At 71.7% G+C, this 20158-nt stretch carries 22 protein-coding genes and 1 pseudogene; 20 read left to right on the top strand and 3 right to left on the bottom strand.

What is annotated here, in order from left to right:
• Positions 1-23: 23 nt before the first annotated feature.
• The 11 genes from ACZ6K0_RS41765 (at position 24) to ACZ6K0_RS41815 (ending at position 10556) form a co-directional block, all read left to right on the top strand.
• Complete coding sequence (locus ACZ6K0_RS41765) at positions 24-728, top strand: SAF domain-containing protein (RefSeq protein WP_469235867.1); 705 nt, start codon at positions 24-26, stop codon at positions 726-728.
• On the top strand, positions 728-1570 hold the full coding sequence (locus ACZ6K0_RS41770; protein ID WP_469235869.1) for a hypothetical protein: 843 nt from the start codon (positions 728-730) through the stop codon (positions 1568-1570). The genes ACZ6K0_RS41765 and ACZ6K0_RS41770 overlap by 1 nt, the downstream gene beginning before the upstream one ends.
• Before the next feature lie 4 nt (positions 1571-1574).
• Positions 1575-3080, top strand: coding sequence for a CpaF family protein (locus ACZ6K0_RS41775; RefSeq protein WP_469235871.1), 1506 nt, complete (start codon positions 1575-1577; stop codon positions 3078-3080).
• Positions 3080-4000, top strand: a complete 921-nt coding sequence (locus ACZ6K0_RS41780; RefSeq protein ID WP_469235873.1) for a type II secretion system F family protein — start codon at positions 3080-3082, stop codon at positions 3998-4000. The genes ACZ6K0_RS41775 and ACZ6K0_RS41780 overlap by 1 nt, the downstream gene beginning before the upstream one ends.
• The gene (locus tag ACZ6K0_RS41785; RefSeq protein ID WP_469235875.1) at positions 3997-4881 is read left to right on the top strand and encodes a type II secretion system F family protein; all 885 of its coding nucleotides are present in this window, start codon (positions 3997-3999) and stop codon (positions 4879-4881) included. The genes ACZ6K0_RS41780 and ACZ6K0_RS41785 overlap by 4 nt, the downstream gene beginning before the upstream one ends.
• Positions 4882-4920: 39 nt before the next feature.
• Positions 4921-5160 (top strand): hypothetical protein, encoded by a 240-nt coding sequence (locus tag ACZ6K0_RS41790; protein ID WP_469235877.1) that lies wholly within the window; start codon positions 4921-4923, stop codon positions 5158-5160.
• A 21-nt stretch (positions 5161-5181) separates the two neighbouring features.
• The gene (locus ACZ6K0_RS41795; RefSeq protein WP_469235879.1) at positions 5182-5583 is read left to right on the top strand and encodes a TadE family protein; all 402 of its coding nucleotides are present in this window, start codon (positions 5182-5184) and stop codon (positions 5581-5583) included.
• Complete coding sequence (locus ACZ6K0_RS41800; protein ID WP_469578704.1) at positions 5580-6044, top strand: TadE/TadG family type IV pilus assembly protein; 465 nt, start codon at positions 5580-5582, stop codon at positions 6042-6044. The genes ACZ6K0_RS41795 and ACZ6K0_RS41800 overlap by 4 nt, the downstream gene beginning before the upstream one ends.
• Positions 6041-6481 carry a pilus assembly protein TadG-related protein gene (locus tag ACZ6K0_RS41805; protein WP_469235883.1) on the top strand — a complete coding sequence of 147 codons (441 nt, stop codon included), beginning with the start codon at positions 6041-6043 and terminating at the stop codon, positions 6479-6481. Before ACZ6K0_RS41800 ends, ACZ6K0_RS41805 begins: the two co-directional genes overlap by 4 nt.
• 6 nt (positions 6482-6487) lie before the next feature.
• On the top strand, positions 6488-9907 hold the full coding sequence (locus ACZ6K0_RS41810) for a LysM peptidoglycan-binding domain-containing protein (RefSeq protein WP_469235885.1): 3420 nt from the start codon (positions 6488-6490) through the stop codon (positions 9905-9907).
• A 121-nt stretch (positions 9908-10028) separates the two neighbouring features.
• Positions 10029-10556: a hypothetical protein gene (locus ACZ6K0_RS41815; protein ID WP_469578706.1), complete on the top strand. Its 528-nt coding sequence runs from the start codon at positions 10029-10031 to the stop codon at positions 10554-10556.
• 105 nt (positions 10557-10661) lie between these two features.
• On the opposite strand, the pseudogene ACZ6K0_RS41820 reads toward ACZ6K0_RS41815, so the two are convergent.
• A pseudogene (locus tag ACZ6K0_RS41820) lies at positions 10662-11094 on the bottom strand (LuxR family transcriptional regulator); the annotation flags it as partial.
• 186 nt (positions 11095-11280) lie between these two features.
• Here ACZ6K0_RS41820 and ACZ6K0_RS41825 point away from each other — a divergent pair.
• A complete protein-coding gene (locus tag ACZ6K0_RS41825) occupies positions 11281-13038 on the top strand; it encodes a pRL2-11 (RefSeq protein ID WP_469235889.1) in 1758 nt (585 codons plus the stop codon).
• Positions 13039-13186: 148 nt separating this feature from the next.
• On the opposite strand, the gene ACZ6K0_RS41830 is transcribed toward ACZ6K0_RS41825, so the two are convergent.
• Positions 13187-13399 (bottom strand): DUF397 domain-containing protein, encoded by a 213-nt coding sequence (locus tag ACZ6K0_RS41830; RefSeq protein ID WP_469235891.1) that lies wholly within the window; start codon positions 13397-13399, stop codon positions 13187-13189.
• Positions 13396-14274 (bottom strand): Scr1 family TA system antitoxin-like transcriptional regulator, encoded by an 879-nt coding sequence (locus ACZ6K0_RS41835; protein WP_469235893.1) that lies wholly within the window; start codon positions 14272-14274, stop codon positions 13396-13398. Before ACZ6K0_RS41835 ends, ACZ6K0_RS41830 begins: the two co-directional genes overlap by 4 nt.
• 260 nt (positions 14275-14534) lie before the next feature.
• On the opposite strand from ACZ6K0_RS41835, the gene ACZ6K0_RS41840 reads away from it, so the two are divergent.
• The 8 genes from ACZ6K0_RS41840 (at position 14535) to ACZ6K0_RS41875 (ending at position 20136) form a co-directional block, all read left to right on the top strand.
• Positions 14535-14771 carry a hypothetical protein gene (locus ACZ6K0_RS41840; RefSeq protein WP_469235895.1) on the top strand — a complete coding sequence of 79 codons (237 nt, stop codon included), beginning with the start codon at positions 14535-14537 and terminating at the stop codon, positions 14769-14771.
• The gene (locus tag ACZ6K0_RS41845; RefSeq protein WP_469235897.1) at positions 14768-15220 is read left to right on the top strand and encodes a hypothetical protein; all 453 of its coding nucleotides are present in this window, start codon (positions 14768-14770) and stop codon (positions 15218-15220) included. Before ACZ6K0_RS41840 ends, ACZ6K0_RS41845 begins: the two co-directional genes overlap by 4 nt.
• Positions 15217-15678 (top strand): hypothetical protein, encoded by a 462-nt coding sequence (locus tag ACZ6K0_RS41850; protein ID WP_469235899.1) that lies wholly within the window; start codon positions 15217-15219, stop codon positions 15676-15678. The genes ACZ6K0_RS41845 and ACZ6K0_RS41850 overlap by 4 nt, the downstream gene beginning before the upstream one ends.
• Positions 15675-16070 carry a hypothetical protein gene (locus ACZ6K0_RS41855; RefSeq protein WP_469235901.1) on the top strand — a complete coding sequence of 132 codons (396 nt, stop codon included), beginning with the start codon at positions 15675-15677 and terminating at the stop codon, positions 16068-16070. The genes ACZ6K0_RS41850 and ACZ6K0_RS41855 overlap by 4 nt, the downstream gene beginning before the upstream one ends.
• On the top strand, positions 16067-17209 hold the full coding sequence (locus ACZ6K0_RS41860; RefSeq protein WP_469235902.1) for a phosphotransferase: 1143 nt from the start codon (positions 16067-16069) through the stop codon (positions 17207-17209). The genes ACZ6K0_RS41855 and ACZ6K0_RS41860 overlap by 4 nt, the downstream gene beginning before the upstream one ends.
• Positions 17206-18087: a lactate/malate family dehydrogenase gene (locus ACZ6K0_RS41865; protein WP_469235904.1), complete on the top strand. Its 882-nt coding sequence runs from the start codon at positions 17206-17208 to the stop codon at positions 18085-18087. Before ACZ6K0_RS41860 ends, ACZ6K0_RS41865 begins: the two co-directional genes overlap by 4 nt.
• A 5-nt stretch (positions 18088-18092) precedes the next feature.
• Entirely contained in the window at positions 18093-19208 is a 1116-nt protein-coding gene (locus ACZ6K0_RS41870) for a hypothetical protein (RefSeq protein WP_469235906.1), read from the top strand.
• A gap of 415 nt (positions 19209-19623) precedes the next feature.
• On the top strand, positions 19624-20136 hold the full coding sequence (locus ACZ6K0_RS41875; protein WP_469235908.1) for a DUF6415 family natural product biosynthesis protein: 513 nt from the start codon (positions 19624-19626) through the stop codon (positions 20134-20136).
• Positions 20137-20158 lie beyond the last annotated feature (22 nt).

The raw sequence follows: 20158 nt of genomic DNA on the forward strand, positions 1-20158 counted from the left end.
TCCAACGAAGAAGGCGAGAGATCGTGAGCAAGACGGCTGTTCCGGCCGGCCCGGGCCAGGTGCCCGCGCAGCCGACGCACTCCCAGGTCCCGGGCGCGGCGGTCGGCTTCCGTTCCCGCCGGCGGCGTCCCGGCATGTACGCGTTGGCGATCGCTCTGATCGCGGCGGGTGGGGGTGGTGGGTTCCTCGCCTTCCAGGCGACGGGCGAGCGGACCCCGGTTCTCGCCGTGGCCAAGGGCGTTGAGGCCGGGGATGTCATCAAGGACTCCGACCTGATCGAGGCGGCGGTCCAGCTCGATCCGGCGTTGAAGCCGGTCCTGGCCTCCGAGCGGGAGAAGGTGGTCGGCAAGCGGGCCTCCGTCGCCCTGACGCCGGGCGCTCTGCTGACACAGGGCCAGGTCACCACCCGCACGCTGGTCAAGCCGGGGGAGCGGCTGGTCGGTATCGGGCTGAAGGCCTCGCAGATGCCTGCGAGCCGCCTCTCGCCCGGCGACAAGGTCTTGGTCGTCTCTACCCCCGCCGACGGGCAGATCCCTGGAGAGAAGACCGGCGAGGGGGCCGGCCCGCAGCAGATCGCTGCCCGGATCGTACGGGTGGGGGAGCGGCAGCAGACGACCGGCGAGCAGGTCGTCGACGTCGCGGTGCCCTCGCAGTTCGGGCCCGCGCTCGCGGCGCAGGCGGCGACCGGGAACGTGGCTCTGGTCGTGGACGGGCCGGGGGAGTCCTGATGGCCGTGATCACACTGGTCGGTCTCCCGGGCGCTCCGGGGGTGACGAGTACGGCGCTTGCGCTGCTGCGGACCTGGCCGCTGGAGGGGGGCCGGCGTCTGGTGCTCGCGGAGTGCGACCCGGACGGCGGAGCCGTCCTGCCCGGCGCACTGCAGAGCGCGGTGGTCGCCGACCGGGGCCTGCGGAACCTGACGGAGTCTTCCCGTACGCAGGATCTGGTCACCGCGTTCTGGCCGCAGCTGATCGCTCTGGAGAACGATGAGAAGCGGTCGGAGCGCAACCGGCTGCTGCTGCCCGGGCTGACCGCGATGCACCAGGCTTCCAGCCTGGCCCCTGTGTGGGGGCAGCTCGCTGACCTGTTCACCGGGATCGAGGCCCACGACCACGATGTCATCGTCGACCTCGGCCGCGCCGGTGCGTTCGGCCCGGCCGGAGTTCTCGCGCTGCGCGCGGACACCGTCTTGGTGGTGATGCGCGGAACGCTGCGGAGTATGCACGCCGCCCGCTCCCGCATTCAGGCGCTGGGCACCCTGATGGACGGCGACTCCGGCCAGGGGGCGGGGGCGCTCGGGATCCTCCTCATCCGCCAGGGACCGTACGGGCCGCGTGAAGTCGAGGACGAACTGGGCGTACGGGTCGTCGCCGGGCTGCCTTACCGGCCGGAGGAGGCGGCCGTGCTGTCCGACGGCGCGCCTGAAGGCCGCGGCTTCATGACGGGCAAGCTGATGGGCGCCGCGCGGGACGCGTCGAGTCCGATCCGGCAATCAGTCGCCTCCCGGCGCGCTCGGGTCACCTCCCCGTTGCAGCAGCGTCTGTTGAGGGGAGTGCCCGGTGCGCGCTGACCCGATGTACCCCGTAGCTGTCCCCCCGCCCGCCAACCCGCCCCAGGTTCCGGCTCGCGCTCCCGGCCCGGGCGCCGCCGTACAGCCGGGCCTGACGGCCGCGGCGTTCGCTGCGCGGCACGGTGGGCAGGCCGCCGCCCCGGCGATGGTCAACCCGCTCGCCTTACCGCAGGTGCGGGTCGACGCCCGCGCGGCCGGTGAGATCAAACGCCAGGTCAACGACTTACTCCTGGCCGAGGCGAAGATGAACCGCGCCCTGGTCGGCGCGGTGCGTGAGCACCGGGCCCGGGCGCTGATCAACGAGCGGGTCGCGGTGTGGGGCGACGCGGCCCGTACCTCTCGTACGGTCACGGCCGGCGAAGAGCAGCAGCTGGCCGCGCTCGTCTTCGACATGCTCTTCCGCTCCGGCCGTCTGCAGCGCCACCTCGACGACCAGCGGGTGGAGGACATCTGGATCAACGGGCACGACCGGGTGTTCCTCAAGTACAGCGGCGACAGTGAGCCCGTCGCGGCCGAGCCGGTCGCCGAATCGGAGGAAGAGCTCCAAGAGCTGGTACGCGACCTGATCCGCAACAGCGGGCAGTCCGGCCGGACGTTCTCCACCGCGTCTCCCGACGCCGCGATCCGCCTGCCTGACGGGTCCCGGCTCCAGGCCCTGCACCCGGAGATCACCGGCGCACGGACGTTCGTCACGATCCGCCGCCACCGCCTGCAGAACGCCACCCTCGACGACCTCGTCACTGCCGGCGCCATGGACACCACCGTCGCCGCCCTGCTCCGCGCCTGCGTACGGGCCCGGCGCAACGTGATCGTCGTCGGCGAGCAGTCGTCGGGAAAGACGACCCTGATGCGGGCGCTCCTGCGGGAGATCCCGCAGCACGAGCGGTTCGGCACGGTGGAGACCGAGTTCGAGCTGTGGGCCCACCAGAACGGCTACCACACGCAGGTCGTGCCGATGGAGGCCCGCGAGTCCAACGGTGAGCGCGTCGACGGCCGCGCGGTCGGCGAGATCACGCTGCTCGACCTGATGTACCGGGCCAAGCGCATGTCCCTCAAGCGCGTCGTCGTCGGTGAGGTCCGGGGCCCGGAGATCACCGCCATGATGCAGGCCCTGACCAGCGACCGGCCCGGCTCCATGTGCACGATGCACGCCTCCGAGCCGCATGTCGTCTTCGACCGCATCGCCGAGCTCTACCTCCTGGCCCGGGGCAACTTCTCCGAGCAGCTGGCCTACCGGCAGATCGCCAACGGTCTGCACTTCGTTGTTTTTATGTCCGTCGACGAGTCCGGCCCCGCCCCGCGCCGGCTCGTCAGCCACGTATGGGAGATCACCGGCATCGGCGAGAACGGCCGCCCCGCCTACAACGAGATCTTCCGCCCCGCCTCCGAGGAAGACCTGCGCGCCGCCCCGGCCGCCCCGCTCTCACCCCGCTCGCGCCGGCGCCTGGAGCTGGCCGGGTTCTCCACCCACGTCCTCGACCAGGCCGCGGCCTGGAACAGGGGGCTGTGATGGGCGCCCTGTGGTGGACCCTGTGCGGAGCCATGCTCGCCGGCGGCCTGGTGGCCGCCGCCGTCGCCACGATCGGCACCACCGCCCCGAAGGGCCAGGGCCGCATGGCTAGGTGGCGGGCGCAGTGGTCGGGCGGCCCCGACGGACCCAAGCGCACCGCCCGCCGCCGCGCCCTGCTCGCCGCCGCCTGCGCCACGACGGCCATGGTGTGGCTGATCTCCGGCGTGTTCGTCGCCGCGGTCCTCCTCGGCGGCTCCGTGATCGGAGTGCCGTGGCTCCTGACCTCAGCGACCTCCGCGAAGGGCCGGATCACCAAACTGGAGGCACTCGCCGACTGGACCCAGCGCCTGTCCGAGATCCTCCGCCTCGGCTTCGCCCTGGAACAGGCCCTGATCACCAGCCGGAAGAACCCGCCCCCGGCGATCGAGGACGAGGTCGGCGAGCTCGCCGACAAGCTGAAAGCCGGCTGGCTCCCCGTCGACGCGCTCCGCGACTTCGCAGGCCGCCTCGACGACGTCACCGGCGACAAGGCCTGCGCCGCCCTGATGCTGTGCGCGGTCGACCCCGGCCCCGGCCTCGCCCAGGTCCTGGAAGACGTCGCCGCCCAGGTCCGCGAGGAAGTCGCCGCACGCCGCCGCATCGAGGCCGACCGGGCCAAGTCCCGCACCGCGATGCGCACCATGACTCTCATCTGCATGGCCCTGGTCGTGGCCGGCTTCCTCATCCCCTACACCGCCCCGTACGCCACCCTCCTCGGCCAGCTCGTCCTCGCGCTCCTCGGCGCCGCGTTCGCCGCGGTCCTGTGGTGGACCCGCAAGCTCGCCAGCCACCAGCCGGTACCCCGCTTCCTCATCAACGACCCGCGCAGCCAGGTCGAACAGCCCGGCCCCGCCGAACCCGCGGAGGTGCCGGCCCCATGAGCCAGACCGCCCTGATCATCTGCGGAGCCGCCACCGGCGCGGGCATCGCCCTCCTCGTACGCGAACTCACGCCCTCCGCACCCCGCCTCGGGCCCGCACTGCGCCGCCTCGACCCGCCCCTCGCCCGCCCCGGCGACCAGCAGCCGAGCCGTACGAACGCCGCGGGCGCCGCGTGGGCGGGACGCCTCGCGGAACGGATGCCCGGACGGGTACCGGGCGCCGACCTCGATCTGCTCCACCAGACACCCGAGCAGTTCTTCACCAACAAGACCGCCCTCGCCCTCCTCGGCCTCCTCGCCCCGCTCGTCCCGGCCGTGGCCTGGCTCCTGATGGGCCTGCCCGTCCCCTTCTTCATCCCCGCCGCCGCCGGCCTGCTGCTCGCCGCCGCCTTGTGGTTCGTGCCCGACTGGGCCGTCGCGAGCGAAGCGGCCAAGGCCCGCACCGAGTTCGCCCACGCCGCCGCAGCCTGGATGGACCTGGTCGCCACCCGCATGGCCTCCAACGTCGCCGCCGACCAGGCCCTGGAGGACGCCGCCCGCATCGGCCACGGCTGGGCCTTCACCCGACTCCAGGAAGCCCTCCTGCGCGCCCGCACGGAGAAGTCCTCCCCGTGGCAGGCGCTCGCCGACCTCGGCACCCAGCTACGCCTGCCCGTCCTCAACGACGTCGCCGACATCATGCGGCTGTCCTCCGACGACGGCGCCTCCGTCTACGACACCCTGCGCAACCGCGCCAAGAGCCTCACCGACGAACTCCTGACCGCGGAGGCCGCCCGGGCCAATGCGGACAGCGAGAAACTCCACACCCCCGCCGCTCTGCTCGCCGTGATCGTCATGATCGCGATGGCGTTCCCGGCGGTCCTCAACATCTTCTCCATCTGACCCACAGCGACCGCACCACCCGAAGGGGGAACCCACCTCATGAAGACCAGCCCGATGCTCCGCGCCCAGGCCGCCGTGACCACCCGCGCCTGGACGATCCGCGTCCGCCTCGAAGAACGCCTCCAGGAGGTCAAGGCCCGTGGTGACCGCGGCGACAGCCCGATCTCCACCGTGGTGATCATCGTCGCTGCCGTCGCCGGAGCCGTCATCATCGCCGGCGGCCTGGCCCTCGCGTACTCGCGGGCCAACGGCAAGCTCAGCGGCATCCTCGGCGGCTGAATCCGAAAGCCCAGACGCATCGTGTTCACCGTCCCCGCCGATCGCGACAGGGGATCGTCACCGCTCCAGGTGGCGATCCTCTTCCCGGTCGTGATCCTGCTGATCCTCGCGATGGTGCAGGGCTTCCTCGTCGCCTACGCCCACAACGTCGCCGCCACCGCCGCCCGCGAAGGCGTCTCCGCGGGCCGCATGTACGGGGCAGGGGCCGGGGAAGGAGCGGCCAAGGCACGCGCAGCGCTCAACACGCTCGGCGGCGGTCTCTTCGCCGACACCCACATATCCACCACGGGCAGCACCACCGACCGCATCAGCATCACCGTCCAGGGCCGCGCGTTCTCCCTCGTCCCCGGCATGGCCGGCTGGTCGGTCAGCGCGTCCGCGTCCGGCCCCGTCGAGCGGTGGACCACCGCAGGAGACAGATGATGCGCACCACCCTCCACCGGCTCCGCCGAGCCGCACAACGAGACGGCGACCGGGGCGACGCCGCGATCGAGGCGGTGATCGTCGTCCCCCTCCTGATCGCGATCACCCTGGTCGTCATCGCCGGCGGCCGCCTCTCGCTCGCCGGGCAGAAGACCGACGCCGCCGCCCAGGCCGCCGCCCGCGCAGCCTCCCTCGAACGCACCCCCGCCGCCGGACAGTCAGCCGCCCGCCGCGCGGCCGCCGACGCCCTCGGCGAACGGAACCAGGCCTGCTCCACCACCCGTGTCACCACCGACACCAGCGGCCTGGGCGCCGAACTCGGCCAGGTCTCCTCGGTCACCGTGACCGTCTCGTGCACCGTCCCCCTGGGCGACCTGCTCCTCCTCGGCGGCGGCCCCGACGTACGCACGATGACCTCCTCCTTCACCTCGATCGTCGACGCCTACCGGGAACGCGGATGAGCCCCAAACACCCCAGACGGTGGAACTGGAAGGACGACCGCGGCGCGATCTCCCCCTTCGTCGCCATCATCACCGTCCCCCTGCTCTTCCTCGGCGGCCTGCTCGCCGTCGACGCCTTCGGCATCACCCGCGCCCACGAACGCACCGACGGCATCGCCACCGAAGCCGCCCGCGCAGCCGCCCAGGCCATCGACCCCGCCCGCGCCGTCACCGGCGAAGGCGTCGTCGCCGACCCCGCCACCGCCGCCTCCGCCGCCCGCGCCTACCTCAGCAAGGCCGGGGCCCACGGCACCGTGAGCGTCTCCGACGGCGGCCGCCGCATCACCATCCGGGCAACCGGCACCTACCGCGGCGTATTCGTCCCCAAGACCTGGACCCTCGCCGCCACCAGCTCCGCCACCCTGCTGCACGGCACCACCCGACCCGAGAAGGACTGACTGCTGATGCCCGCTCCCCGCTTTCTCGGGCGACGCCTGCTGCGCGCACTGCTCTCCACCGCCGTCCTGACCGCCCTCATGGCCGGCCTGCCCTGGCTCCTCTACGCCACCACCACCGCCGTCTGGGCCCAGGGCACCGACGCCATCGCCCACCTGTTCACCCGCCAGGACACCGGCGCCGCCTTCATGCTCGCCCTGTGCACGATCGGCTGGATCGCCTGGGCCGGCTTCACCCTCTCCGTCCTGCTGGAGATCCCCGCCCAGCTCCGCGGCCGCCGCGCCCCGACCCTTCCCGGACTGCGCCTGTCCCAGCGCGCCGCCGGCACCCTCGTCTCCGGGATCCTCGTCCTCTTCGCCTCCAGCACCCTCGCCTCCGCGACCCCCGCCCTCGCCACGCCGACCACCGCCACGACGACGGCGACGGCCGAGACCGTTCACCCGACCACGGCAGGGACTCCTGCCGAGCACGCTGAGACGGCCGGTACCGAGCGAGTAGCGGCTCCTACTTACACGGTCCGCGACGCGCGGCCGGCCGAGAGCCTGTGGAGCATCGCCGAGAAGCTCTACGGACACGGCGAGCTCTACACGAACATCGCCGACATCAACGAGGGCAAGCGGATGGCCGACGGCACCGTCTTCCACGCCGACGCCCCCATCCAGCCCGGCTGGGTCCTCGCCCTGCCCGACACCCCAACCCCCCACACCGACGCCCCCAGCCCCCCGCTCCGGCAAGCTGGCACCACGGCCTACACCGTGCAGGGCGGAGACACCCTGTGGACGGTCGCCGCCGAGGAACTCGGGGACGGCGATCGGTACGAGGAACTCTTCGAGGCGAACAAGGGAGCACGGCAGCCGGACGGCAGCCGGCTCACCGACCCGGACAAGATCCAGGCCGGCCTGACCCTCACCATCCCGCACACGACCGCCCCGTCAGAAGCTTCTGACACCCCGACCCCGCCACCCACTTCCCGCCCCGAAGACGACCGGCCCGCCGCCGACACGCCCCCGTCCAAGCCCACCCCGGCCGCCCCGGCACCGGGCTCGTCAGCCCGACCGGGCGGCGCACCCCCTCCCGCGACGCCGAAGGCACCGCCCACCGCCACCGTCGCTCCGACCGCAAAGCCGACCGTGGCCTCCCCGCCCCCGGCCTCCCCGGCGAAGCCACCCGCCCGGTCGAAGCCGACCAGCCCGGTGACAGCGGCCCCCGCCCCCACCGTGCCCGCCCAGCCCGGCGAAACCGCTCCCGACACCGCCACCCCAACCCCCGAGCGCTCGACCGGATCTGTCCCGCCCGCCCCCGAAGCGGTCGCCGACAATGAGGCCGAAGACGGGATCGGGGTCCAGGACGTCACCGCGTTCGGGATGCTCGCGGCCGGAAGCCTGCTCGTGACCCTCGGGCTCAAGCGCATGCTCCAGCGACGACGCCGCCAGCCCGGCGAACTCCCCGCGACGACCGACACCACCGCCGAGCAGACCCTGCACGCGGCCGCCGACCCGGGCAGCCTCGAACTCCTCGACCTCGCCCTGCGCACCCTCGCCCACCACGCCACCGAGCAGGGCCAAGGACTCCCGGCCGTGGCCGGCGCCCGCATCACCGCCCGCTCGGTCGAACTCCTCCTCCACTCGCCCGACACCGCCGAAGACGGCGCCGACCACACGAGCGCCCAAGCGTGCGCCCCGTTCACCGAGACGGCCCCAGGACGCTGGACGCTGGACCGCACCCAACCCCTCCTCGACGCCGACGAAGCAGCCCGCGTCCCCGCCCCCTACCCCGGCCTGATCACCCTCGGCACCGACCCCGACGACAACCACCTCCTCATCAACCTGACCCTCTCCCGCGTCCTCCTCCTCGACGGCACCCCCGACGCCGTACGCGACACCGCCCGCGTCCTCGCTCTGGAAGCCGCCACCAGCACCTGGAGCGACCACTCCGAGATCATCACCGTCGGCCTCGGCGACCAACTACCCGGCCTCCTCCCACAGAGCCGGATGCGCGCCGTCCCCCACCTCAAGGCCGCCCGCACCGACCTCGCCGAACTCCTCCTGGAACAGCGGCAGACCGCCGACGGCGACGACGCCCCCGACCGCCTGCCCTGGACCCTGGTGTGCGCCGCCGACATAGAACAGGACGAGGCCCGGATACTGGCCGACACCCTCACCGCCGCCCGCGACCTGCCCGTCGCCCTCGTCCTGCCCGCACAGGGCACCGCAGGCGCCTTCGGGGCCTTCGACGACGCCGTACAACTCGCCGTCGGAACCACCCGGACCCAGCACGTCGACGCCCTCGACGCCGACCTGATCGTGCAGTCACTGCCCGAGACCGACTACCAGGACTTCCTCGACCTGCTGCGCCAGGCAGAGGCCCCCGCCCAATCTGCCGACGGCCCGTGGAAGGCGGTCCCACCCGTCCTCGCCGACATCACCGACAACGGCGAGGCCGGCCCCGCTGCCCTGCCCTCCACGCCGTTCGCCGCCTTCACCGCCACATGGCCCCTGGCCTCCGTCCCGACGCTGCCCGCACCGGCAGCCGAACCCGAGACGATCCCAGCCCCCGCGCCCACCCTCACCACGCAGGCAACGACAGACGACCCGGCCGAAGCGACCGAGGCCGAGACCGACGCCCCGTCCAGCTCCGGCACCGCTGAGGAACCCGACGAGGCCAACCCCGCTGCCGACGTGGAAGAGCCGGCCGACACGGTCGATCTGCACGCCCCCGAGATCCAGATCCTCGGACCGGTCGCCGTCACCGGGATCGCCTCCACCGGACACGGCCCGAAACTTGCCCAGCTCGCCTCCTACCTCTACTTCAAGCCCAGCTCTGCCGACACCGTCCGCGAGGCCATGGACCCGCGCTCCCCCTGGACCAAGCCCACCCTCCAGACCCGGATCTCCCAGCTGCGCAACCAGCTCGGCACCGACCCGGACGGAGCGCTCTACCTCCCCAGGGACCGCACCGGCATCTACAAGCTCTCGCCCAAGGTCCGCTGCGACTGGGACCGCTTCACCACGCTCGCCGAACGAGGCCTGACCAAGGGACCCTCGACCGGGATCCGCGATCTGGAAGCCGCCCTCGCACTCGTCCGCGGTTACCCCTTCGGCAGTACCCCGCCCGGCTGGGCCGCCGCCCGCGTCCAGGAGATCCTCGTCCGCATCACCGACACCGCCCACACCCTCGCCACCTGGCACCGCACGGGCCCCCGCCCCGACCTCGATGCCGCCCGCCGCGCCGTACGCCAAGGCCTCGACATCGACGACAGTGCCGAACTCCTCTACCAGGACTGGATGCTCATCGAAGACCAGGCCGGCAACCACAATGGCGTCCGCGCCGCCTACGAGGCCATCCTCACCATCAACCGGCGCCTCGACGTCAGCACCGAACCCGAAACCGAAGCCATCTACGAACGCCTCACCCACCGCAGCGCCTGATGTAGCTCGGTATCCGCCCATGGCGTCCGTGAGGGGTGCGGTGTGCATGCGGCACTCGCGATAAAGAAGCCCGCCGGCGAAAGTCACGTGGGTCACCTCCCCCAGGACCCGCCCTCGGGATGTGATTGACGCGACGCCCCGGCGCTGGGCCGTATTGATCCTCGTATCATTGATTTTCATGCGAAATTGGATGTTTGGCGGCGTATACGGGACCGTTCTGGCCAGTGCGTTGCTCGCGGCGCTGCACAGCGAGGGCGAGCGATTCACGCCGGCCTACGACGCTGTGTGGATCCTGGTAACGGCACTGGCCGCGGGCCTGACCCATGGTTATGCGCACCACATGGCCACCCATCACACGGGGAGCGCGGCGGTCCGCTGGCGGCGGCTTGTCACCGCACTGGCCGAGGAGTGGCCGGTGGTAGTGGCATCGCTGCCCACGGTGCTGCTTCTCTTCCTCGCCGGGGCCGCGCACTGGGAGCAGGACCCGGTGACCACGTTCGGGCTCGGCATGAACACCTTGCTCCTAGGAGCATGGGGAACGCTGGCCGCGCTGCGCTCCGGCTACCGGCGGCGCTCCGCCGTCCTGGTCGGTGCGGCGGACGCGGCGATCGGCCTGGCGATCGCGGTCGCCAACGCCTTCATCAAGTAGCCCGCCGCGACCCCACCCCGCTTCGGCTGGAGGGGCTCTCCGCTTGCCGGTCCCGGTCGGTGCGGCAAGCCGGGTGAAGATCGGGCGCTCACCAGGCCGGCGCGGCCCGGCGCCACCCGACAGTCGCGCCCACAGCAGCCGCTCTGCCGGAGTGCACAGCTCGTGCGACCAGTCGATCGCCGTCCGCAGGGTCTGGTGCCGGGTGAGCGCGCCACGGCGTCCCGCCGTCAGCACGTCGAACCCCTCGTCCAGACGGGCCACGAGTTCCGCCAGGGGCACGGTGCGCAGCCGCACAGCGGCCAGCTCCAGCACGAGCGAGATCCCGTCGAGCCGACCCACCAGCGCCCGCAGCTGTTCCCGGTTGCCGTCGTCCACGCTGAAGCCGGGCCACGACCAACGCCGCACGCTGCGCGAACAACTCCAGCGCGTCGCCCGTCGGTAGCGGCACGATCGGCACAGTGCGCTCGCCCGCCACGTCCAGAGGCTGTCGGCTGGTGGTGAGAACGCGCACGTCGCACAGCAGCGCGCACGCGTCGAGGCCCCACCGGCCGGCTCGGTGCCCACTGAACCCCGACGGCTCAAGCCAGCGGAGCCGGAGTCACCATGGAACTCACCATGAGGAGTTACGTCTTCGTGACGGCGGAACGCACCAGGTGGGCAGCCCGCTGGTGAGCGCTGCCCCGAAGAGTGAGGGCATCCATGCCCCCGCTCGAAGGAGCCGTTGATGCCCCCTTCCTCGCCCTCCCACGGCCTCGACGAGGCTCTGGACAACCTGGCCACCGCCGCCGGGCGGTTGTTCACCGGGCAGGATCTCGATGGAGTGCAGCGCACCGACGCCACGTTCTGGCGCCCGGGCACCCGGGTACAGACGAAGAACGTCGACGCCCCCGTACGCCGATCCTCCTACCGGCCAGGCTGGCAGCGTCTCGCGATCCGACTCGGCGTACTCGCAGCGGCGGCCGGAGGCGGCTACGTATACCTGCAGCACCCCGACGGTTTTGCCCAAGCCCTCATGTACGGCAGCCCGTTTGTCGCCCTGTCCACGGCCGCCGGAGGCATCGCCTATCGGGCGGCCACCCGGGAGGGCCGCGAGCTGATGAACGAGTGGGTCGAGCCCCTGCACCAGGCGCTCGTCGGCCCGCTCGGGATCTCCGAGCACACCGCCCCCCGCAGCTACCTCCACGTTCCGGCTAACTTCACCGACGACGACGCCGAGATCCGCATCGACCTTCCGGTGGACCTGCGCTTCAAGCGCGAGGAGATCGCCGAGGTAGTCCTGCAGAAACTCGCCCTGGAGAACGCCTCCTTCTCCTGGCGGCTCGCCGGACGCGACACCCACGTCACCATCAGAAAGAAGCACCGCCCACCCACCGCCCTCGGCCTGGCCGACCCCGGCGTACGCGACCTCCTCGCCTCCAGGCCCGAGTCCGCCCCGCTGATCGGCCTCGGCGCCGGCGGCAAGACCGTCTCCGTCGACCTCGACCACGACTCCCCGCACGTCCTGATCTCCGCAGGCACCGGCGGCGGCAAGTCCACCATCCTGCGCACGATCGCGAGTCAATTCCTCCACAACGGCGCCCAGGCCCACATCCTCGACTTCAAGCGCATCAGCCACACCTGGGCCCGCGGCATCCCCGGCGTCAACTACTGCCGCGACATCGCCGAAATCCACGACGCCCTACTCCATCTCGGCGCGGAGGGGCATCGCCGGATCCGGCTCGCCGAAGAACTCGGCGACGACGTCCTGGCCTCCGAACCCGAGCTGGTCGGCCCCCGCAACGTCATCCTGCTCGAAGAGATCAACGCCACCATGGCCCAGCTCAAACGCTACTGGGAAAAGATCCGAGAGAGCGGCGACCCCAAGACCTCGCCCGCGATCGACGCACTCGCCGAGATCCTCTTCATGGGCCGGCAGGTACGCCTCCACGTCCTGCTCGTCGCCCAATCGGCCACCGCCCGTGCGCTGGGCGGCCCGGAGATGCGGGAGAACTTCTCCACCCGCATCCTCGTCCGCTACACCCTCAACGCCTGGCGCATGCTCGTCCCCGAGGTCCACCCCGCCCCGAAATCGACCCGGCACCCCGGCCGCGTCCAAGTCGTCCTCGGCGGCACGGCCCGAGAGACCCAGATCCTCAACCTCTCCGAAGCCGAAGCCCGCGCCTGGGCCATGGCCGGGAGCCCGGGCAACGGGCAGCCGATCACCCTTCGGAAGGCGGCGACCGAACCTGACCCCGGCGAACAACACCCACCTCACGCGCGGGAGGGTGAACCGGACACAGGGGCGCAGCCGCCTGAGGACGAGCTGGTCTCACTGCGCGAAGCTCAGAGGAACCTAAACGTTGTCACCCTTGCCGCGCTGCGCTGGGCCCGCGCCAACGACCCCGAGTTCCCGACGCCAGCCGGCAAACGAGGAACGGAGCTCCTCTACCGTGTCGGCGACCTCCAGCGCTGGGCACGCAATCGCCCCCGCGCGGCCAGCTGACCCGACTGCAACCACGCGGTGCTCGCACGGGCCTGCTGCTCATACGCTGATCAGTTCAGGCTCCCCGCACGGCAGGCCTTCGTGACCTACGCAGTAGCACGACGGGGGCCGTCCTGGAGAGGACGGCCCCCTACGCGCTGCTGCGTTGCTACAGAACGCCGGAGGCGACGGCGTCGACCGCGGCGGTGAAGGCGGCCGGCTCGAAGGTGAGGACCGGTCCGCCCGGCGCCTTCGAGTCTCGTACGCCGACGACGGCGGGTGCGCTCGTGTTGACCTCGACGCACTCGTTCTGCGCGGCGCTTGCCGATGCCTTGAACCAGGCGTCAGCGGCGAACTGGGCGGGGGGCTTGGCGGCGTTCATGCGTCGTACTCCGATCGTGCGGTGGTGAGCAGGTCCAATGTGCGGCCCTTGTCGGCCGCCTGGCTGCGCAGGTCATCAAACATGATCTTGTAGTCGGTGACATCGGCGGGGTCATCGAGGTACATACCGCGGCGGTGGAGTTCGAGGTAGACCACCGACATGCTGTTGACCGGCTCGGCGACATCCTCCCGGCCGAGGATCAGGAAGTGCCCGCCGCTGCCGGCGTCAGGGGCTCCGACGTCGAAGGGGAGGACCTGGACCCTGACCCGGGGGCGCTCCGCGAGGTGTCGCAGGTGGTCTATCTGCTCGGCCATCACCGCCGCCGAGCCCACCCGCCGCTTCAGTACGGCCTGATCAAGGATGATCGTCAGTCTCATGTCTTCGCGGTCGAGGATCTGCTGACGCCTCATCCGGGCCTCGACCCGGGCGTCGATGACCGCCGCGTCCGCCCGCGGATCCTGCTGCTCGTGGAGATGACGGGCGTACGACGGGGTCTGGGCAAGGCCGGGGACGAGCGACGTCGCCCAGACATACTCGTATTCCGCGATCTCCTCGAAGGCGTGCAGCGCGTTCAGCCAGGGCGCCGCCTGGGCGTTGTCCATCCACCAGCCGTCGGACTGGGACCGGGCGAGCTCGACAAGGATCTCGGTCTGATCGGCGGTCGCGCCGGCGGCCTTCGCGATGGCCCGCAGGGTCGGGATCTTGAGGGCGCTGCGGTCCTGCCACATGAGGTACCGGTTGACGGTGCCGGAGGACACCTCGGCGGAGCGCGCTACGTCGCCCTGCGTCAGCCCCTGGGCGTCCATGAGTTGCCGGAGTCCGCGGGCGATCTGCATCCGACTGGCGGGCCCTGCCGCTGTTCCCCGTGTCGCCATGTCCACCCCTCTGCCTGAGCCGTAGCGCGGTTTTCCGGCATGTGCTCGATCAACATCCGCAGGGTACGCGGCAGTCGCCATCGTGTGGTCCTCGCTCAAGCTTGTCCCCGAGAAGGGGGAAGTTCAGCTATTTGGGTTCCCGTCATTGAAATTCAATGGCAGTGTTTCAAGTAGCACCTGGGCGTGTGCGGTGAATCACGCATCGTGACCGTAGGTGCAATCCCTGCTGAGCCATCGGACACGAGGGGACCGACGCACCCATGACCGCACGAAGCGCGACGTCGGCAGACATCCGAGCCGACGTGCACGACCCTTCCGGCCTCACGGCCGACCAGCGCGACCAGTTACACGCCCAGACCTGCGCGGCAGGCTGCGGCTCGCCCCACCTCACCCGCGACGGCGGATACGCCTACGTGCACTCCGGAGCCGAAGGCGCCCGGCTCGGCTACGCGGTGCGGGTCTGCGGCAACTGCCCGACCCTTTGGAGGAGCTCATGAAGCGCGACGCCTCCGACTTCGGAGCCCACTGGCTGGCCACGGCCCACCATTCGACATGGGCGGTCTGGGACGAGTGGTTGCACGGCACCTACGCCCTCTTGCCCGTCGGCGCATTATGGGACGTCATCGCCATGCCGCAGCACCAGCTGACCGGCGCCGCCGAGCACCGGCGCGAGGCGTGGACGCAGGTCCCGATCCTCGCCGACCTCGGCGCCGGGTACGCCTACGTGTGGGTGCCCACGGGCACCCACACGACGTGGGACGTTCCCGGCACCACCGCCCTCGGCCCGCCGTGGTGGATCGCCGCCCCCCGGCCGGGCGGCCCACAGATCCCCGAGCGTCGGTGGGTACAGGCCCCGAGCTTGCGCCCTCGGCTCATGAACCCCGACGCCCTGAGTGACGCTCTGCGTGCCGCGTCGGCCGCCGGCACCGGGCGGGAGGCCGCATGATGGGCGCTCTCTCCCGCCGCCTGACCTGGGTGCCCCCGGAGGGCATCCGGCCCCCGGGTGGCACACAGGTTCCGGCCGATACAGCCCGCCCCGCCCGCCTCCGGCAGACACTCCACTTCCCCGCTGACGGCCGCAGCACGCCCCGCAGAGTCGGGTTCACGACGGGTGTCGCGTTCGGTACCTGGGGTCTGTCCGCCGAGGACGTCGAGCGACTGACCCTCCTGGCCCGCGAACTCACCGAACACATCACCGACCAGGCCGTGAGCGACCGCGTGATCGTCGTCTCGGACTACGCCGACGGACACGCCACGATCACCGTGATCGCGCTACAGGGACACGCTTGCGGGGACCTCGACCCCCGCGGCCTGACGCACGTCGAGACGCACGATGAGACCGGCGCCGCCCAGCACGGCATGGGCCCCAGTGCCTACGTGCGGGTCAGGGCGGTGCGGCCGTGATCCACTGCGAGACGTGGGCCGGGACGCTGGCCGACCCGTACATCTGGCTCCTGGCGCGCGATGTCGCCCCGACGTCGGCGGGTGCAGTGCGGCGGCTGACGGCGGCGGCCGAGCGGCTGGCCGATCGCCTCGACGACAACCCCGACGACAACCCCGACGACCCCCGTCCGTTTCCCTCGGCCACCTTGCGCCTCTGGGGCGAGGACCGGATGGGGCACGAGGACGTCGCCCATCGGCTCAGCACCGGCGGGTACGCCCCAGAGGCGGTGAGCATCACCGGCCCCGGCTCCGTCCTTTATACCCTCGCCGCGATGCCCGCCGTCGGGTGCGTGTGCCTGCCCAGGCCGCTGGCGGCCATGGCCCCGGCCCTGGTGGGCGGGTGGTTCGCATGATGCCCCCAGCGGCGGCTGACGTGCTCGCGATGGCGGGCGAACAGGTGCTCACCGCGGCACGGTCCGTGTGGGCGGGGGCCGATGTGCTGCCGGGTCCGGTGACGCCGAGCGTCACCAGCTACGTGCAGCGCCTCACCGTCGACGGCCGCGACCTGTATGCGAAGGCGTCCGTCTGCGGGGTGTCGCTGGTGTCGGTGCTGCGCGGGGCGTGTGGTGACCTCGGCACCGTCCGAGCTCGTCAGGCCGCCTATCTGGTCTCGCCCGGCTCACTCATGGAGCGCGAGGCCGCGCAACTGCGGGCCCTGGCCGGGCCCGCCGGACTCTGCACAGTCCCGCTCGCCGGGTATGCCCGCGGAGTGCTCTTCACCGAGCCGGTGGCCGGGCCGACGCTCGCGGACCTGATCGAGGCCGAGCCCGGCCGTACGCGCGAGTTGCTCGGCCTGGTCGTGCGGGACGTCGCCGAAGGTCTCGCCCGCGAGGGTGTCGCCGAAGCGGTGGAGAGCGCGCCGATCCGCGAGCGCGGCATCTCCGGTACGTTCGCCCGCAAGTTCAACGGCCTGAGCGGCGGGTTCTATCTGCGGCAGACCGGGCACGGTGAGGTCCTCGACACGGTGGTGGCCCGGCTGCGCCGGTCCCGCCGGGTCCCTTCCACCCCGGCCGGGAGGGTCGTCTTCGGTGACCTCAAGCCGGAGCATGCGACCTTCCCCGTGGAAGGCGGCCGGCCGGTGTATCTCGACCCCGGGCTGATGCGCGGTCACGAGGTAGCGGACACGGCCAAGCTCGTCTCGCGCATGGTGCTCGGGACGGTCGCGGGCCGGCCGGCCGCCGCCGTCGTGGTCCTGTCCGGGCTCGACTCGTTCGTCAGGGCGTCCGCCCGCCGCCTGCCCGCCGACGAGCGGACCGGGTGGCTGCGCGAGCTCGTGATTCTGGTCCTCATGGACACCCTCAACATCCTGACCACCTACCTCACCGCCCCGGCCGACCTGCCGCTGTCCGCGCACGCGGCCGGGGCGAGGGACCGCGCCCGCCACGTCGCGGACCTCCTCGACCACGCCACGGCCCCGCTCGCGGCCACCGAGGACCCGGCGACCTGGTGGCGCCTGTATCTGACCCGCGTACGAGAGGCGGTAGCCACATGAGGATCGGACTGATCGGAGCCGGAGCGGTCGGGCAGAGCGTCGGCGCGCTCCTCGTCGCCTCCGGCTGGTGCAGCGAACTGTTCGTCGCCTCCGGGACGGAGGCCAGCGCCCGCGGACTCGTCACCGATCTGGAGGACCTGACCCAGGTCACCGGGTCCCACGTGCGGGTCACGGTCACCGCCTCGGCGGCCATGGGTGTCTGCGACGCCATCGTGCTCTCCCCTCGATCCCCCTTCACCAACAGGGCCCGGCGGGATGTGAGGATGGCCGGGCTCACCGCCAACGCGCCGCTCATCGTCCACCTCGCCCGGCAGCTCGCCGGCTACGCCGGCGTCGCCGTCATGGTCACCAACCCCGTCGACGTCCTCGCCCGGCTCTTCGCCGAGCGGAGCGGCTGCCGGCGGGTCGTCGGCATCGGCGCGGCGACCGACACCGCCCGCTACCACCTCACCCTCGCCCGCCATCTCGGCGTCCCGGTGGGAGCGGTCCGCGGGCACGTGATCGGCGAGCACGGCGATGCCGCCGTGATCTGCGCGTCCACCACCACCGTCCACGGCGAGCCCGTCACTGTCCCTGTGCAGCAGGTACGCGCCGAGCTCGCCGCCCGGCCCCGCCGGATCAGCGACGGCATCGGCCGTACCCGCCTCGGCCCCGCGGGCGCCGCCCTCGACGCCCTCACCCACAGCCTCGGCCTCACCGACGGCATGACCGAGGTGTCCGTCCGTCAGGAGACGGGCGTCTGGCTCGGGATGCCCGTGCACTACACCGACGGGACCCCGGCCCTGTGTCCACCGCCGCTCGACGACTCCGAGTCCGCCCAGCTCACGGCGGCCACGGAGAAGCTCGACACCGCCTACCGACTCATCAAGGAGATCTGACCCGCATGGGCGCCGTACGTATCACCACCGCCGACGGCCAGGCCGTCACCGTCACCAGCACGACCGACACCGTCCCCAACTGGGCCACCCGCTACCTCGGCAGCTGGTGGAGTGCCGAGCCCACCACCCAGATCGACGGGCCGACCGTCTCCGCCGACCTCGACGAGGCCGAGCTGATGGCCCTGGCCGACGTCGTCGAGCAGGGCGACGCGGAGACCGTCGAGTACGCCGGCGCCGAGCTCCTCGTCGTCCGGGACGGCCAACTGGTCACCGCCGTCCAGGAGGACCGGTCGCTCGCCTACCGCTGGGACGAGGAGTGGAAGCTGCTGCGGATCGTCGGCACCGACGAGACCGAGATCGCCACCGCCGCCGCCCGCCTCGCCCGCGAACTCCTGCGCGCCCAGCTCCTTGACGACGGCTGGGCCATCCTCCACGCCTCCGCCGTTACCAGCACCGACGGCGACGGCGCCACGATCCTCACCCTCGGCGACAAGGGCGCGGGCAAGACCACCACGGCCCTCACCCTCGCCCGCGCCGGCCGGCAGCTCCTGGCCAACGACCGCGTGTTCGCCCGCGTCGACGATCACGGCGTGGTGCAGGTCCTGCCCTGGCCGTCCGCCGCGGCGTTCGGCTTCGGCCTCCTCGACGCGCTCGACCTCTTCGAGACCGTCCGCACCCGCCTCGCCTCCGGCGAGCAGATGCACCCCACCCAACACCAGACCGTGACCGACGCCCTCCTCGCCGGACGCCGCGAGCCGCTGTGGAAGGCAAATGGCAAGGGGGAGCTGAAGCCGCAGCTGTGGCCCGACCAGCTCACCTCATGGCTGTCCATGCCGCTCGCCAACGAAGGCCACGCCGTCGGCATCCTCTACCCGCAGATCACCGCCTGCGCCGCGCCCCGGCTCACCGAGAGCATCCGCGGCGTCCAGCCCGGCGACTTCTTCGACGAGACGACCGAGGACCGATACCCCGACATCTTCGGCCTGCTGCCCACCCCCGGCGACCACACCGTCCTGCGCGAGCACCTCGACGCCCTGTCCCACCAAGGCCTCGTCATGAGCCACGACCCCGCCGCGAACGCCACCGTCCTCAAGGAGGCCGTAGCCCGCCTCGGCGGCTGACTCCCTCGAACCGGCCGGTCCGTACCCCATAGCGGACCGGCCACCCAGCCTGGCACCCGACAAGACACCACCACCGGCGGTCCGCCCTGCGTGCACCCCGCGACACCACACCCCACAGCGGTGCGCGGCCGCCGGCAACCAGGCCGCGCGCCGCCACGAGGTACGGCGGCCGGACCCACCCCGGTGTCCGCGCCGCACGGAGGTTACGGGGCCGCCCTGATTCCGATGTCAGGGTTCACCGCCACCCCGCGCTCGAACCCTGACATCGGGTTCGTTCCACATCGTGCTGCTCATAGAAAGGAATCAGAAGGCTATGAACGTGAATGCCCGTCAGGCCGAGGGGAGGAGTGACATGCGTTCTCCTGACCCCCGACACGATCAGCGCCTGGAACCAGGCGCTGGGGGAGACCACCAGATGAGCCACGGCACCCTCGTGCACGACCCCACCGGAACCATCGCGGCCGACATCCCGCTCGACCGGGACCGCCTCCAGGAGGTGGCCGCTGCGGTGCTTGGATGGGGGCAGAGCGAAAGCACCCCGCCGCCGCCGGACATCGAGCTGGCGACCCTCCAACTGGCCGGCTACACCCACCTCCTCGTCAGTGAAGTCCACGAGGCTCTCCAGCGCCTGGCCGTCGGTCATCCGGTACGGCTCCGAGGCGCGGTCACCTGCGACGAGGCCGTTCGACGGCTGACGTCACCGGCCTTGGGACGCCCGGGCGGCAGCCTCGGCCGAGCTCAGAAGCAGGCCCGTCTCGTGCAGGCACTCCACACTGCGCTCGACGACGCCCGCCACCACGTGAACGGAGCGCACCCACCTCCTTGGGCGCAGCAACCCTGCACAAGGGCGGGTGACTCGGTAGGGACGATCGTCGATCGAACTCGATCAGAAGCGACCCTCGCCCCTCCATCTTTCGGAGTTCTCTGATCTCAGGGGGAGAACAGGGTCA

The organism is Streptomyces sp. NPDC042346 (genome assembly GCF_055581845.1).